General features: G+C 70.6%; 13 protein-coding genes. 3 read left to right on the forward strand and 10 right to left on the reverse strand.

The window, feature by feature from the left end; genetic code table 11:
- Nucleotides 1–28: 28 nt before the first annotated feature.
- From AB0K21_RS03415 to AB0K21_RS03450, 8 genes are all read right to left on the reverse strand, one after another.
- Nucleotides 29–1,336, reverse strand: coding sequence for a pectate lyase (locus AB0K21_RS03415; RefSeq protein ID WP_364147448.1), 1,308 nt, complete (start codon nt 1,334–1,336; stop codon nt 29–31).
- Between the two features lie 121 nt (nt 1,337–1,457).
- The gene (locus tag AB0K21_RS03420) at nt 1,458–2,774 is read right to left on the reverse strand and encodes a sugar ABC transporter substrate-binding protein (RefSeq protein WP_343973586.1); all 1,317 of its coding nucleotides are present in this window, start codon (nt 2,772–2,774) and stop codon (nt 1,458–1,460) included.
- 127 nt (nt 2,775–2,901) lie between these two features.
- Nucleotides 2,902–4,875 (reverse strand): DUF6807 family protein, encoded by a 1,974-nt coding sequence (locus AB0K21_RS03425; RefSeq protein ID WP_364147451.1) that lies wholly within the window; start codon nt 4,873–4,875, stop codon nt 2,902–2,904.
- A 4-nt stretch (nt 4,876–4,879) separates the two neighbouring features.
- Nucleotides 4,880–5,944, reverse strand: coding sequence for a mandelate racemase/muconate lactonizing enzyme family protein (locus AB0K21_RS03430; protein WP_343973580.1), 1,065 nt, complete (start codon nt 5,942–5,944; stop codon nt 4,880–4,882).
- Between the two features lie 7 nt (nt 5,945–5,951).
- Nucleotides 5,952–6,824 (reverse strand): 5-dehydro-4-deoxyglucarate dehydratase, encoded by an 873-nt coding sequence (locus AB0K21_RS03435; RefSeq protein ID WP_364147454.1) that lies wholly within the window; start codon nt 6,822–6,824, stop codon nt 5,952–5,954.
- On the reverse strand, nt 6,824–7,708 hold the full coding sequence (locus tag AB0K21_RS03440; RefSeq protein ID WP_343973573.1) for an NAD(P)-dependent oxidoreductase: 885 nt from the start codon (nt 7,706–7,708) through the stop codon (nt 6,824–6,826). Before AB0K21_RS03440 ends, AB0K21_RS03435 begins: the two co-directional genes overlap by 1 nt.
- A 48-nt stretch (nt 7,709–7,756) precedes the next feature.
- Nucleotides 7,757–8,638, reverse strand: a complete 882-nt coding sequence (locus AB0K21_RS03445) for a carbohydrate ABC transporter permease (protein WP_343973570.1) — start codon at nt 8,636–8,638, stop codon at nt 7,757–7,759.
- Nucleotides 8,635–9,549, reverse strand: a complete 915-nt coding sequence (locus AB0K21_RS03450) for a sugar ABC transporter permease (RefSeq protein WP_343973567.1) — start codon at nt 9,547–9,549, stop codon at nt 8,635–8,637. The genes AB0K21_RS03445 and AB0K21_RS03450 overlap by 4 nt, the downstream gene beginning before the upstream one ends.
- Before the next feature lie 257 nt (nt 9,550–9,806).
- Between AB0K21_RS03450 and AB0K21_RS03455 the strand changes: the two genes are divergently transcribed.
- Together AB0K21_RS03455 and AB0K21_RS03460 are read left to right on the forward strand one after the other, a co-directional pair.
- Nucleotides 9,807–10,790, forward strand: a complete 984-nt coding sequence (locus AB0K21_RS03455) for a LacI family DNA-binding transcriptional regulator (RefSeq protein ID WP_364147459.1) — start codon at nt 9,807–9,809, stop codon at nt 10,788–10,790.
- A 30-nt stretch (nt 10,791–10,820) separates the two neighbouring features.
- The gene (locus AB0K21_RS03460) at nt 10,821–11,774 is read left to right on the forward strand and encodes an aldose epimerase family protein (RefSeq protein ID WP_343973561.1); all 954 of its coding nucleotides are present in this window, start codon (nt 10,821–10,823) and stop codon (nt 11,772–11,774) included.
- A gap of 50 nt (nt 11,775–11,824) precedes the next feature.
- Here the strand turns inward: AB0K21_RS03460 and AB0K21_RS03465 are convergent, their stop codons facing one another.
- On the reverse strand, nt 11,825–12,700 hold the full coding sequence (locus tag AB0K21_RS03465; RefSeq protein ID WP_343973558.1) for a LysR family transcriptional regulator: 876 nt from the start codon (nt 12,698–12,700) through the stop codon (nt 11,825–11,827).
- A 75-nt stretch (nt 12,701–12,775) separates the two neighbouring features.
- Between AB0K21_RS03465 and AB0K21_RS03470 the strand changes: the two genes are divergently transcribed.
- Nucleotides 12,776–13,300, forward strand: coding sequence for a cysteine dioxygenase family protein (locus AB0K21_RS03470; RefSeq protein ID WP_343973555.1), 525 nt, complete (start codon nt 12,776–12,778; stop codon nt 13,298–13,300).
- A 174-nt stretch (nt 13,301–13,474) separates the two neighbouring features.
- On the opposite strand, the gene AB0K21_RS03475 is transcribed toward AB0K21_RS03470, so the two are convergent.
- Nucleotides 13,475–14,221, reverse strand: a complete 747-nt coding sequence (locus AB0K21_RS03475) for a PspA/IM30 family protein (RefSeq protein WP_343973552.1) — start codon at nt 14,219–14,221, stop codon at nt 13,475–13,477.
- Nucleotide 14,222: the final 1 nt, after the last annotated feature.

The raw sequence follows: 14,222 nt of genomic DNA on the forward strand, positions 1-14,222 counted from the left end.
TTCGCGATCTCCACGCGGGTACGGAGCGTTAGCCGATCTTGCCTGAGCCCGCGTGCCGGGAGACGGACCGGCGTACCTCCGGGGCCGGTTCGATCGCGGTGTGCAGGGTGGGGGTCCAGCCCGCGTCCGTGCCGAAGTCGGGGTCGTGGGCGGCGTTGTAGGCGGCGACGAGGTCGAGGGGGACGACGGGCCCGCCGACGCGGAGCACGTTCCCCCTGGCGGTGAGGGACGTGCCGCCCCAGTTGTAGAGCAGGCTCGCCGGAGACACGGCCCGGCTCAGCCGGAAGAAGTTGTTCTCGGCGAAGATCTGCGACTGCACGCCCACGCCGAGGGCGTACACGAAGGTCGAGGCGTCCGGGATCTCGTAGTAGTTGTTGTAGACGTGCACCTGGCCGAAGCGCACCCGGGGCAGCCGCTGGAGCGTGTTGTCGAAGTGGTTGTGGTGGACGGTGACCTTCAGCTTGCCCGCGTCGGTCGCCGGGTTGTTGGTCGAGCCGATCAGCATCGTCTTGTCATGGTCGGCGAACCGGTTCCAGGAGGCCGTCACGTAGTTGGAGCCGCTGGTGATGTCGAGCTGCCCGTCGTGCACCTGGTAGGGCCTGCCGAAGTACAGCGGCTGGTTCGAGTCCGGGTTGTCGCCGTCGGTGAAGGTGTTGTGGTCCACCCACACGTGCGTCGAGCCGGTCACCGAGATGTTGTCGTAGAGGGAGTTCCAGTTGCCCTCGTCGCCGTCGGTCGGGTCCCACTGCGGGAAGCAGTCGGCGGTGTCCTCGAAGTCGATGTTGCGGACGATGACGTTGTCCGCCTTGTCGATGTGCAGGTTGACGCCCCGGATGCGCGCGTCCTTGCCGAGGCCGACGATCGTGGTGTTGGAACCGACCTTGAGCTTGATGTTGGCGGTCTGCCTGGCGGCCGAGGCGGCCCGCGCGTCCTCCAGCGGGCCCGAGGGCTCGGTGTCCCTGCCCCACACCGCGGGGTCGTACGCGGCCAGGTAGGCCTCCAGCGTGTAGCCGCCGGTCGCGTAGTCCGCGCAGGTCCTGTCGGTGTCGATGGTGCCCTTCACATAAATGATCTTCGGCGAGGGTGCGGCGAGCGCGGCGGCGAGCTGGGCCCGGGTGGACACGGTGTGCGTGTTCGACGCCGGCGCGGCGGCGCCGCCGGTGGTTCCGGTGCCCTCGGCGGCCCAGCCGTCGTTCGCGGGCAGGGTCTGGCGGCCGAGGTCGGCCTTCCGTCCGGCGGGTGAGGCGGTGGGGGTCTCCGGGACGGCGGCGGATGCGGCCGGGGCGGCGAGAACCGCCAGGGAGAGCAGGGCGGTGAGCGCGACGGCTCGTTTCATGGTGGTTCCTCCACAGGTCAGGTGGGAGGGGAGGCTCCGTGAGAACCTCGGGAGCCTTCCGGAATGGCGAAGGCGGGCGCGCCCAGGTCAGGGATGGGCGCGCCCGCCCCGATGGTCAGGCTCAGCCGCCGTTACGCTGCTTGTACGACGCCTGGGCCTCCGTCAGTTTGGCCGCGAACGCGTCCAGGAAGTCCTTGGGGGACAGGGCGCCCTGCAGGACCTTCTGGAACTCCGGCTCCATGTCGGTCTTGGTGATCGCGTTGAACTCCGGCAGGTGGTAGGGCATCTGCACGATCTTCGTCGCCGGGTCGTTGAGCACCTTGACCGCCGCGGCGATGTGCTGCAGCCCCGCGATCCACGGCTCGTCGTTGACGTCGGTGTTGGCCGGGAGCACGCCGGTCTGCTCCGACCAGTAGCTGTTCATCTCCTTGGAGGCGGCGAACTCCGCGAACTTGTACGCGGCGTCCTTCTTCTCGCCGGAGGCGAACACGCCGATGCCCGAGACCGGGTTGGACAGGATCGCCTGGACGCCCCCGTCGGACTTGGGTACGGGCATGGCCGCCACGTTGCCCGCGCCGATCGTCTTGACGTGGTCCTGGTACGACCCCAGGTTGTGCTGCATGATCGCGATGTTGCCGCCGTCGAACTGGGCGACCATCTTCGTGTAGTCGTTGCTGATGTCGGCCTCGGGAGTGACCTTCTTGTACAGCCCGGCCAGCTTCGTGAGGGCCGCCACGTTCCTCGGGTCGTTGACCGTCGCCTTTCCCGAGGCGTCGAAGATCTCGGTGATGCCGGACTGGCCGTACACCACCTCCAGCATCTGCGCGATCGAGCCCGCCCCGCCGCGGATGGTGAAGCCGTAGCGGTTCTTGGCGGTGTCGGTCAGTTTTTCGGTGGCGGTGAAGAAGTCGTTCCAGGTCGTGGGCGTCTTGAGGCCGGCCTCCTTGAACCAGTCGGTCCGGTACCAGAAAACACCCATATTTGTGGACATGGGAACCAGGTAGGTCTTGCCGTCGGGCACGGTGCCCTTGACCGTGCTCACCACCTGCTCGTTCAGCTTGCCGTTCAGCGCGCCACCGGAGATCCGGGCGTCCACCGGCTCCAGCGCCTTCTGCGCCACCAGGCTCGACAGCATCGCGGTGGAGACACCGCCCACGTCGGGCAGGCCGCCTCCGGCGATCGCGGTGTCGTACTTCTGCTGCGCCTGGGCGATCGGGATGCCGACGTACTTCACCTCGATGGACGGGTTCGCCTTCTGGAACTCGGCGATGATGTGCTGCCACACCGGGGTGCGCGCCGGGCCGCCGTTGTCGTCCCAGAAGGTGATCGTGGTCTTCCCGCCGGAGGACTCCGGCTCCTCCGCGCCGCACGCGGCAAGCCCGGTGCCGAGCGTCAAGGCCGTGGCCAGGATCGCCAGGCGCTTTGAGGGTGAAGTCATTGCTCTCTGCCTCTCTGTGTCGTGTCCCCCGACATTGCTTGACCGTATGGGTGCCGAACTCCGCCCGAGGCGCTCTGCTGTCCCGGGTTGGTCACATCGCGTGAGATGCCGTATCGCCCCTGGCCCGTCACCGGGCGACCTCCGCGGCGAGCGCCGCCGCGTCGCCGGGGTCCAGCCGGCCGTCCGCGACGACGGTGACGATCCTTCGCCTCAGGGTGCCCTCGATGAGCAGCGGCGTGTCCCAGGCGAGGGCGGGGCCGGCGCCCGGGTACTCCACGACCCGGACGAACCAGGGGTCGTCCCGCTGGACGAAGACCAGGGTCCAGTCCGCCGAGGCCATGGCGAGCCACGGGGCCGTCGACCCGTGCACCGCGTCCTCGCCCTCGGCGTCCGCCGTGAAGACCTGGCGTCCGGCGGCCGTCCCCGGCGCCCGCCAGAAGAAACCGCCGTACCCGGCCCCCGCGCGGCCCTTGGTGGCCGAACTCCTGACGGGCAGCGGCTCGCCGGTGAGGTTCGTCAGCTCGAACGACATGTCGAGCGCCCAGCAACCACCCAGCTCCACCACCCGTACGCTCCGCGCCTCGCGGGCCGTCTCGACGCCGTCGGGCCCCTCCCAGGCCAGTGACTCCCCGAACCCGGAGGAGTCGCGCCAGGAGAATCCGAGATGCCGCTGCGTGCCGTGGTCGCCGAGCCAGGTGGGACCGGCGTCGCGGACATAGGTGCGCCCGCCCCAGAAGTTGCCCCCGCCCAGGTCGGAGATCGCGATGCTCACTCCCAGGTGGTGCACGTGGTCTTCCGGCGCGACCTCGGTCACGGTGGTGCCGCCGAGGGTGCGCACCGGGTGCAGGTACGGCCGGGGCGACGACGTCGGCGGCAGCTCAGGCGCCACGACGTACTCGGCGACCTGGCGCCCGTGCGCCACGAGCACCGGCCGCAAGGCGTCGCCCCGGAGCGGTTTCCGCGCCCCGTCGCCCGGGCCGGGAACCGTCCGTCCCGCGCCGGCTCCCCCCGCGCGGCGGAGGCGCCCGCTCCAGGGCACCCGCAGTTCCGAGTAGAGCGCCAGCCGCTCCGCGCTCGACGCCGTCACCTCGGCGATCCTGGGCAGCACCCGGCGCTCCGCACCGACCTCCTGGAACACGTCCGGTATGGCGGTGGGCTCGGGCGCCAGCCGGACCGCCTCCAGGACGCGCATGAAACCCCGGGTCCGCTCCAGCGGTACCAGCAGCTCCGTGCCGTCGCGGAGGTGCGCGACGAGGTTCTCCAGCAGGTCGGTCCTCGGGTGCACGGCCGAGGTCCCGTCGAACTCGACCCGGTCCTCGGTGTAGGTCAGCCTGATCCGTCCCTCCTCGCCGTGCACGATCAGGTACGGCTCGTGCCGCCGATCCGCGCAGAGCGAGACCGCGACGGTCACCACGGTCCCGTCGTCCATCCGCATCCGCACGGATGAGGTGTCGTCCGCCTCGATCGCGTTGGCCCGGTAGAGCTCGACCTCGACGTCTCCCACCTCCGCCCCGGAGATGGCCAGCGCGGTCGCGGTCGCGTGCGCGAGCGGGTTGGTGAGGGCGCCGTCCACCACGGGCACCCCGTCGACCTCGCGCCTGCCGGCCCACGGCACCCGGCTGTAGTAGGTGTAGGGGCGCTCCCACGCGCCCGCGGCACCGATCCCGGTGACCCGGCCGATCGCTCCCTCGGCGACCATCCGCCGGATCGCGGGGATCGCCGCCGAGCCCAGGCTCTGGAATCCCACCTGGCAGGCGAGCCCGGTCTCGGCGACCACCGCGGCGATCCGCTCGTAGCCGGCGTAGGTCGCGGCGGGCGGCTTCTCCAGCAGCACGTGCGAGCCGGCGCGCAGTGCCCGCTCCGCCAGCTCCGCGTGGGTGTGGATGGGGGTGCACAGGATCGTCACCTCGGCGGAGGCACGCCCGATCAGCCCGGCCAGGTCGCCGGAGAACTCCACCCCGGCGGGCAGGTCGTCGACCGGCCGCACGTCGCACACCCCGACCAGCTCGACCAGCCCCGCCTCGGTCAGCCGCCGCACGTTCGACAGGTGCCACCAGCCGTGCCCGTGCGCCCCGGCCAGCACCACGCGAACCGGTTTCATCAGGTCACCTCCATCGCAGTCCAAGGCCCCGGTGGTCTCCGGCACGCAGCTCGCCCTTCTCCACCGAGACCGGGTAGGGCTCTTCGATCAGGCCGAGCGCCGCGAAGGAGGCGTCCTCGACCTCCTCGGTCATGCACGGCAGCGGCAGGGCCAGGGCGAGCTGCCCGGAGATCTCCGGCAGCAGGTGCGGGTAGACGGGCACCCCGAACGTCCTGGCCAGCTCGGCGATCCTGAGCAGCGGGGTGATCCCGCCGACCCGCACCACGTTCGGCTGCAGGACGTCGCAGGCCCCGGCGAGGAGCAGGTCCCGGAAGTCGTAGACGGAGTAGGCGCTCTCTCCCACGGCGATCGGGACCTCGACGCAGGAGCGGAGCCGGGCCTGCCCGGTCACGTCGTCGGCGGGCAGCGGTTCCTCCACCCAGTGCAGTCCGTACTCCGCCAGGGCGGAGATCGCCCGCCGGGCCCGAGGCAGGTCCCAGCGCTGGTTGGCGTCCACCATGAGCAGCGTGTCCGGCCCGATCACCTCGCGGACCGCGGCGACCCGCGCCACGTCCTCGGCCAGCGAGTCGCGGCCCACCTTGACCTTGACCGCCGGGTGGCCCGCGGCCCGCCACCGCCCGGCCTGCGCGACGAGCTCCTCCATCGAGTAGTGCAGGTTCACGCCGCTGCCGTACACCGGCACGCTGTCACGGCGCCGCCCGAGCGTGTCGACCAGCCCCGCCTCGCCGCAGCGCAGGTCCCACAGCGCCAGGTCGACCCCGGCCATCGCGATCGTGGTGAGCCCGCCGCCGCCCGCCTCGCGCAGGTGCCGCCAGAGCCGGTCCCAGACGACCTCCGGATGCGGCTCAAGGCCGACGACGGCCTCGCCGATCTCGCCGTCCAGCAGGGCCCGCACCGCCCGGGCCCCGATCTGCGGGGTCCAGGAGAACCCGGTCCCGCTCCGTCCGTCGGCCAGCGTCAGCCGTACGACGACCACGTGGTTGGCGGGCACGTCGGCACCCCACGGCCGCGGCAGCGCCACGGTCCGCAGCGTCGTCTCCAGGGAGGTGATCACTGGCCGCGCGGTCATCGGCCGCTCACCGCCCGACCAGGGCCAGGCCGGACTTGATCAGCCCGGCGAGCTCCTCCACGTGCTCGGCGGAGGGGTCGACCAGCGGCGGCCGTACCCCGCCGACATCCAGGCCGCGGTGCCGTACCCCGGCCTTGACCAGCGAGACCGCGTAACCGGGAACCCGGTCGCGGAGCCGGACCAGGGGGGCGTAGAACTCCCTGATCAGCCGCTCGTCGCCGCCCAGATAGGCGGTGGCGATCTCGGGGGCGAAGCAGAAGACCGCGCTGGAGTACAGCTCCACCCCGATGCCACGGTAGGCCGGCATGGTCAGCTCGGCCGTCGGCAGGCCGTTGAAGAACAGGAAGTCGGGCCGTTCCTCCCGCACCGCCAGCACCGTCCGCTGCATGCGGTCGATGTCGCCGACGCCGTCCTTGATCCCGATCACACCGGGGATCCGGGACAGCTCGACCGCCTGCTCGGGGGCCAGTACCACCGAGCCGCGCTGGTAGATGATCGTGGGCAGCACCCCGGCGACCGCCGAGACGTACGCCGAGTAGCCCTCGCGCGTACCGTTCACCAGGTAGGGGGGCATGAGCAGCAGCCCGTCGGCGCCCGCGTCCCTGGCCGCCCTGGCCTGGGCGAGCGCGGCGCCGATCGGTCCTCCCGCTCCCGCCAGCACCGGCACCCGGCCGTTCACGGTCTCGGCCGCGATCCGCACCGCCTGGGCGTGCTCCGCCTCCGACAGCGCGGAGAACTCGCCGGTCCCACAGGCCACGAAGACCCCGCCGGGACCGTGCTCCAGTCCGCGCCCCACATGCTCGGCCAGTACGTCACCGGCCACCGAGCCGTCGGCGCGGAACGGGGTGACGGGAAAGAACAGCACTCCGCTGAGGTTCATCACAGGGCTCCAATCTCGGTGCGCCAGCTCCGCTTCGCCTGCCAGCCGAGCAGTCGCCCGGCCTTGGCCGAGGAGAAGGCAGGCGTCGAGCCGGTCAGTTTCTCCGCGAGTCCCGCGGTCGCGGGGTTGACCCGGGGGAGGAGTTCGGCCAGTGGCTCGCGGGCCAGCGCGTCGGCCGCGCCCGCGAAGAACACCTCGCCGCTCGGCAGTCCGGGCAGCTTGTCCAGCAGGGCCAGCACCATGTCGGAGGCGTCACGGGCGTCGATGTAGTTGAACAGCGACGTCCCCGCGATCTCCGGCCGGTCCAGCCGCTCGGCGATCGTGTGCCCCGACTGGGTGGGCGCGCCCGCCCACTCCTCGGGGGCGACGACGAAGCAGGGCCGCACGGCCGCGAACCTCGCCTTCGAACTGCGCGCGAACGTGGCCATCACCTGCTCGGCGACCAGCTTGGACAGGCTGTAGGCGTTCCACGGCGCGACCGGATGGTCCTCGTCGAGCGGCAGGTAGGAGGGGACCCAGCCCTCCGTGCCGTACCCGATGACCGTGGGGCTGCTGGCGACCACGATCCGCTCGACCCCGACCCCGGCGGCCGCCTCGCAGACGTTGAACGCCAGCTGGGTGTTGACCCGGTAGGTGAAGGCGTCCGTCCTGCTGAACGGGGTGGCGATCGCGGCCAGGTGCACCACGGCGTCCGGCCGGAACCTGGTCATCACCTCGAAGGACTCCCCCAGATCCGTCAGGTCGGCGGGGAGCACCGCGGTGGCCGCCGAGGGGGTGCCCGGCGCGGTGTCCACACCGATCACCTCGTGCCCGGCGTCTGCCAGCGCGGTGACCACGCTCCGGCCCAGCCGCCCGGCGCTCCCGGTGACGAGAGTTCGTGTCATTGGTCGCTCACCGTTCCTTAGTCGACATGGGACTCGCCGCCAGGGGACTCATCCCTTCACCGCCCCGGCGGACATGCCCTGTACCAGATAGCGCTGAATCACCGCGAAGACCAGCACCACCGGTACGGCGGCGACGACGCCGCCCGCGGCCAGGGCGCCGAAGTCCACGCTGAACTCGCCCAGGGTGTACGCGAGGCCGACGGGCACCGTGAACTTCTCCTGCTCGCTGACGAACATCAGCGCGAACAGGAAGTTGTTCCAGCTGTGGATGAAGGCGAACGAGCCGACCGCGACCAGGGCGGGGCGCAGCAGCGGCAGCACCACGGCGAAGAAGCCGCGCAGCCGGCCGCAGCCGTCCACCCAGGCGGCCTGCTCCAGCTCCACCGGGACGTTCCTGATGAAGCCGCTGATCAGGATGAGGGAGAGCGGCAGCTGGAAGACCGTCTCGGCGATCACCAGGCTCCACAGCGAGTTGACCAGGCCGAGGACGCGGAAGATCTCGAAGAGCGGGATCAGCATCATCGCGCCGGGGATGAACTGGGTGCAGAGCATCCCGACCATGAACAGCTTCCGGCCGCGGAACTCGTACCTGGCCAGGGCGTAACCGCCGGCCAGCGCGACCACGGTCGTCATGACCAGGGAGGCGACGCCCACCATCAGGCTGTTCTTGAAGAAGACCGCGAAGCTCAGGTCGTTCCAGACCGTCGCGAAGTTGTCGAACGTGATCGGCCAGGGCAGCAGCGAGGTCGATCCCCTGGGCCGGAACGCGAAGACCAGCATCCAGTAGAAGGGGACCAGCGTGAACAGCAGGTAGAGCCCGAGGGGGACCCAGATCTCCCAGCGGCCGACCTTCCCCTTCTCCCTGCGGCCGGTACGCGGCGCGAGCGCGGACGGGGCCAGGCGCGGCCGTTCGGCCGTCTGGAGTGTCATGACTTCGCTCCGAACTTGCTCAGCCGCAGGTAGGCGATCGAGAAGAAGGTCAGGATCAGGAAGGCGGCGGTGGTCAGCGCCGAGCCGTACCCGAAGTCGTGGGACTGCACGGCCTTGGCCGCCACGTACAGCGGCAGTGTGGTGGTCGCGTGCGCCGGGCCGCCGCCGGTCAGCGTGTAGAGCAGGTCGACGTTGTTGAACTCCCACACGCAGCGCAGCAGCGTGGACAGGATGATCGCGTCCTTGAGGTGCGGCAGCGTGATGTGGACGAACCGCCGCACCCGCGAGGCACCGTCCACCGAGGCCGCCTCGTAGAGTTCCTTGGAGATGCTCTGCAGGTCGGCCAGGAGCAGGATCGCGAAGAACGGCACCCCGCGCCAGAGCTCGGCGAGCACGGCCGCCCAGAAGACGGTGTCCGGGTTGGCCAGCGGCGCGGCGCCGTACTGCATGAGGCCGAGGTCGGCGAGGTAGCGGGAGACGCCGGTCGTCGGGTTGTAGAGCAGGATCCAGATGCCGGTGGTCAGCACCCCGGAGACCGCCCAGGGGGAGAACACGGTCGCCCGTGCCAGGCCGCGGCCGACGAAGGTCTCGTTCACGATCAGCGCCAGGACCAGCCCGAACACCAGCTGCAGGAACACCTCGACGCCGACCCACTTGAGGCTGAAGCCGAGGCTCTGCCAGAACAGCGGGTCCTCGAACAGCAGCCTGCGGAAGTTGTCGAGGCCGGCGAAGCCGTTGTCCCAGGGCTTGGTGACGTTGTAGGTCTGCAGGCTGTAGTAGATGACGCTGGCCATCGGGTAGACGAGGAAGCCGAGCATCGCGATCACCGCGGGGGCGATCAGCAGGTAGGGGGTCCTGGCCGCGGGGCCCAGGCGGCGGCGTATCCGGGGATTCGCCGTGGTGATTGCCATCGCCGGCAACTCCTTCCGAGTCGGCGTCAGGGGCTGCAACCGGTTGCATGAAACATGGCGGACATATCCCAGCAACGTCAAGGGCCCAATTTCGCAAACCACCGCTCATTTGCGGATTTTTCGTTATTTGCAACTTTCATGGCCCCGCGCCCCCTGCCGCGGGGCCCGATCCCGGTCCGGTTCCGGCGTTGACAGTTACGCAACCGCTTGCACTAATGTGCTCAGGGGCCGGTGAAGGGCCATGACGGAGGAGCACGGTGGCAGCGACGATCAGAGATGTGGCGCGGGCGTCGGGAGTGCACGTCTCGACGGTGTCCCGCACCTTCTCGGCGCCGCACCTGGTGAACGCCGAGACCCGCAATCGCGTGCTCGCGGTCGCCGAGGACCTCGGCTACCGGCCCAACCGCGCCGCGCGGGCACTCACCACCGGCAGGACCCACAACATCGGCCTCATCGTCGCGGACATCTCCAACCCGTTCTTCCCGCCGCTGATCAAGGCCGCCCAGGCGCATGCCAGAGCCCGCGACTACCACGTGTTCGTCGCCGACACCGACGAGGATCCACAGGTCGAGGAGGAACTGATCCAGACCCTCGCCAAGCAGGTGGACGGGGTCCTGCTCTGCAGCCCGCGGCTCTCCAACCGGGTCATAGAACGTCTCCACGCCGAGGTGCCGTTCGTGGTGGTCAACCGGAGGGTGAAGGGCATGCCGACGATACTGATGGACGTGGGCCAGGGCGCCCGCCTCGCCATCGAGCACCTGACCGGGCTCGGCCACCGCAGGATCGCCCTGCTGTCCGGGCCGAGCGGCTCGTGGACCAGCGGCGAGATGCGTGCCGCGGCGGCCGCGATGGACGGTGTCGAGCTGGTGATCCTCGGCCCGAACGCGCCCACCGAGCGGGGCGGCCTCGCCGTCGCCGAGGAGGTGATCGCCTCCGGCGTGACCGGTGTGCTCGCCTACAACGACCTGGTGGCCATCGGGCTCATCGAGGGGCTGTACGAACGGGGCGTGCGCGTCCCCGACGACATCAGCGTGGTCGGCGTCGACGACATAGTGGCCGGGCGGCTGAACCGGCCCAAGCTGACCAGCGTGGCCATGCCCACGGCCGCCGCCGGGCGGATGGCGGTGGACCTGCTGCTGCAGTCCTTCGACGAGGGCGCCACCCCCACCCTGGCCACCCTCGACACCCACCTGGTCGTCCGCGAATCCACAGACCGTGCCGCGCTTTTCCCCCGGGGCTGAGCCCCCAGGTCTCCACGCTGGAGGTTTTTGATGAACTTCGGAATCACCCCGACGGGGGAGCATGTCGAGCGGCACGTGCTGTCGAACGGGCCGATGCGCGCCTCGATCCTCAGCTACGGGGCGATCCTGCAGTCGCTGGAGGTCCACGGCGTCGACGTGGTCCTCGGCTACACCGGCCTCGACGACTACCTGACGCGCAGCCGCTACTTCGGCGCCGTGGTCGGCCGGTACGGAAACCGCATCGCGAACGGGCGTTTCACCCTCGACGGCCGTGACCACGAACTGCCGGTCAACAACGACCCCAACAGCCTGCACGGCGGCCCCGGCGGCTTCTCCAACCGGGTGTGGCGGGTGACCGAGGTCTCCACCTCGGCCATCACGCTGGAATATGTCAGCCTCAACGGCGAGGAGGGCTATCCGGGCATACTGACCGCCTCGCTCACCTACACGCTGACCGAGGACGCGCTAAGGCTGGACTACCGCGCCTTCACCGACGCGCCGACGGTGCTGAACCTGACCAACCACTCCTACTTCAACCTCGCCGGCGGCGGCGACATCCTCAAGCACGTGATCCGGATCGACGCCGACCGCTACCTCCCCGTCGACTCCACCAAGATTCCGACCGGTGAGCTGGCCCCGGTGGCGGGCACCCCGTTCGACTTCACGACCCCGCGGGAGATCGGCGACAGGATCGACGATCCGCTGCTGGGGGGCGGCTACGACCACTGCTACGTGCTGCGCGGCGGCATCGAGGTCAGCGAACCGGTCAGCGGGCGCGTCATGGAGGTCTCCACCACCGAGCCCGGCGTGCAGTTCTACTCCGGCAACATGCTGGACGGCATCGCCACCGCGTACGGCAGGCACGCCGGCCTCTGCCTGGAGACCCAGCACTTCCCCGACTCGCCCAACCAGGACCACTTCCCCTCCACGGTCCTGCGCCCCGGCGAGGAGTTCACCTCCACCACGACCTACCGCTTCCGCTGAGTCCCCGGAGCCGGCGGGCGCGGGCCGGGCGGGTCGGCCACGGCCGGCGGCTAAGGGCGGGTCACCGAGGTCAGGGTGGCCAGCAGGGCGGCGGTGGCCGGGGGGTCGGGAGGCTCGCCGTAGGTGGCGGCGTAGACGCGGCGGGTCGAGCCGGGCAGTTCGGTCAGGGTGACCTCCGGGTTCCGGTGGGCCCGCAGGGCGAGGCTCGGCAGGGCGGTCACCCCGATCCCGGCGGCGACCAGGGCCTGGACCGCGACGGCGTCGTCGGTCGTGAAGGCGATCTCCGGCTCGAAGCCCGCCCTGGCGCACAGTTCCAGCAGATGGCTGCGGCACCGGTCGCAGCCGCCGATCCACCGGGAGTCGCGGTGCGAGGCCAGATCGCCGCCGTCGCCACTCTGGCCGGAGGTGACCAGGTAGCTGGTGTCGTCCAGCAGGTGCAGCAGGCGGATCCCGTCGTCCTCCGGGTCGGTGTTCTCGAAGCGGAAGATGACCGCCACGTCCACGTAGCCCGCCCGGAGCATGCGCAGCGCGTCAGGGGGCTCGGTCTCGGTCAGCCGTAACTCCAGGCCGGGGTGCTCCCGGGCGAGGGCGGCGGCGGCCTGCGGCACGAACGTGCCCAGGGCGGAGGGGAAGGCGGCCAGCCTGACCCGTCCGGCGCGCAGGCCCACGTGCGCCGACAACTCGGCGGAGGCGGAGTCCAGGCGGCCGATGATCTCGGTGGCCCGCTCGGCCAGCAGACGGCCCGCCTCGGTCAGCCGGATGCCCCGGCCGGCCCGCTGGATCAGCTTGGCCCCGGTCTCGGCCTCGAGCTTCGCGAGATGGTGGCTGACCGAGGGCTGGGAGTAGTGCAGTTCCCTGGCCGCCGCGGTCACCGAGCCGTGTCTGGCCACCGCGGCGAGGACACGAAGCCGCACGATATCGAGCATGTATCAACTTTATCGATGAATGAACGGAAAAATGGGCATTAGACGTTATGTATCCCCTCGGCGCATCCTGGGGCCATGAAGACGTTGACGCGCACCCGTCCAGGCCTGGCCGAGATCGTCGAGGGGGTCAGGGAACTCGTCGATCCATCCGCCGACCCCAGGGCGACCGCCTTCGCGGTGGCCGACCTGCTGCGCGAACGGCTGCCGTCCCCCGAGATCCTCACCGAGGAGGAGCGCCTCGGCGACCCCGACGGCTACATCGGCCACACCCTCCACGCCGAGGAGGGCTTCTCGATCGTGGCCGTGGTCTGGCGGCCCGGTCAGCGGACCGCGATCCACGACCACATCGCCTGGTGCGTGTTCGGCGTGCTGCGGGGTGTCGAGTACGAGACCCTCTACCGCGACCACGGCGACCACCTGGCCGAGATCGGCAGGACCGCCAACCAGACCGGAGAGGTCAGCGGTTTCGCCCCGCCCGGCGACATCCACCGCGTCCACAACACGGGGGACGAGACCGCCATCTCGCTGCACATCTACGGGGCCGACCTCAGTGCCGCCCCCACCAGCGTGCGGCGCGTCTACGACCTGCCCGTCCGCTGAACCACGCCGGGAGCGGGCACCCTCGCCCCGGTCGTACGTTCGCCGCGAGGCAGGTTCGGCGAGCGGGTCCGTGGCCCACCCCGTCCCGCCGGGTGCGCCCCTCCGAGGGGCGTGTCGGCGGAGCGGGGAACCCGGTCCGCCGAGGGCCGGGCGGCGGTCGATTCACCGCGGGGCCTACTTTCCGATCTCGGGCTTCCTGTCGGTGTTCAGGCTCTCCCTGATGGCCTCCAGGCGGGCCGCGCCCTCGACGTCGATGGCGGCGCGCTCGACCTCGATCATGCGGGCCTCGACGGAGCCCGAGGTCAGCTCGGCCTCGCCGAGTGCGCGGGCATAGCGCTTCTCGATCTTGTCGCGGACCTGGTCCAAGGTGGGCGTCTCACCGGCGGGGGTGAGCCCGGACAGGTCGCCCATGGCCTTGTTGAGCTCCTCCTGGACCTTGGCCTGGTCGAGCTGGGAGAGCAGCCGCATCCGCTCGGCGATCTTCTTCTGCAGGGCCATCGCGTTGTTCTCGACCGCGGCGCGCGCCTGGGCGGAGAACTGCCTGGCCCGCTCGTACGTCAGCTGCGACTCCTGCTGCGCGGCCTCGGCCGCCACCAGGCGGGAGGCGAAGGCCCGGGCCGAGTCCTCGTACGACAGGGCCTTGCGCTCGTCGCCCGCGGACCGCGCCTGTTCGGCCAGCAGGAGGGCCTGGCGGGCGTTGGCCTGGAGCTTCCCGGTCTCCTCCATCGAGCGGGCGAGCTTCATCTCCATCTCGCGCTCGTTGCCGATGACCGAGGCGGCCTGCTGGCTCAGCCGCTGGTGCTGCTCCTTGGCCTCCGCGATGGCCTGCTCGATCTGGACGCGGGGGTCGGACAGCTCGTCCAGCCGCCCGGAGAGGGCGAAGACCAGGTAACGCCAGGCCCTACGGATGACCTTGAACATG

This window comes from Streptosporangium sp. NPDC049248 (assembly GCF_040678965.1).
Lineage (GTDB): Bacteria > Actinomycetota > Actinomycetes > Streptosporangiales > Streptosporangiaceae > Streptosporangium > Streptosporangium fukuiense.

What these genes read in the sequence shown, in the direction of transcription:
- AB0K21_RS03440 (WP_343973573.1), bottom strand. Translation starts at nt 7,708, where the DNA reads ATGACACGAACTCTCGTCACCGGGAGCGCCGGGCGGCTGGGCCGGAGC.
- AB0K21_RS03460 (WP_343973561.1), top strand. Translation starts at nt 10,821, where the DNA reads ATGAACTTCGGAATCACCCCGACGGGGGAGCATGTCGAGCGGCACGTG.
- AB0K21_RS03435 (WP_364147454.1), bottom strand. Translation starts at nt 6,824, where the DNA reads ATGAACCTCAGCGGAGTGCTGTTCTTTCCCGTCACCCCGTTCCGCGCC.
- AB0K21_RS03425 (WP_364147451.1), bottom strand. Translation starts at nt 4,875, where the DNA reads ATGAAACCGGTTCGCGTGGTGCTGGCCGGGGCGCACGGGCACGGCTGG.
- AB0K21_RS03475 (WP_343973552.1), bottom strand. Translation starts at nt 14,221, where the DNA reads ATGTTCAAGGTCATCCGTAGGGCCTGGCGTTACCTGGTCTTCGCCCTC.
- AB0K21_RS03450 (WP_343973567.1), bottom strand. Translation starts at nt 9,549, where the DNA reads ATGGCAATCACCACGGCGAATCCCCGGATACGCCGCCGCCTGGGCCCC.
- AB0K21_RS03420 (WP_343973586.1), bottom strand. Translation starts at nt 2,774, where the DNA reads ATGACTTCACCCTCAAAGCGCCTGGCGATCCTGGCCACGGCCTTGACG.
- AB0K21_RS03465 (WP_343973558.1), bottom strand. Translation starts at nt 12,700, where the DNA reads ATGCTCGATATCGTGCGGCTTCGTGTCCTCGCCGCGGTGGCCAGACAC.
- AB0K21_RS03445 (WP_343973570.1), bottom strand. Translation starts at nt 8,638, where the DNA reads ATGACACTCCAGACGGCCGAACGGCCGCGCCTGGCCCCGTCCGCGCTC.
- AB0K21_RS03415 (WP_364147448.1), bottom strand. Translation starts at nt 1,336, where the DNA reads ATGAAACGAGCCGTCGCGCTCACCGCCCTGCTCTCCCTGGCGGTTCTC.
- AB0K21_RS03430 (WP_343973580.1), bottom strand. Translation starts at nt 5,944, where the DNA reads ATGACCGCGCGGCCAGTGATCACCTCCCTGGAGACGACGCTGCGGACC.
- AB0K21_RS03470 (WP_343973555.1), top strand. Translation starts at nt 12,776, where the DNA reads ATGAAGACGTTGACGCGCACCCGTCCAGGCCTGGCCGAGATCGTCGAG.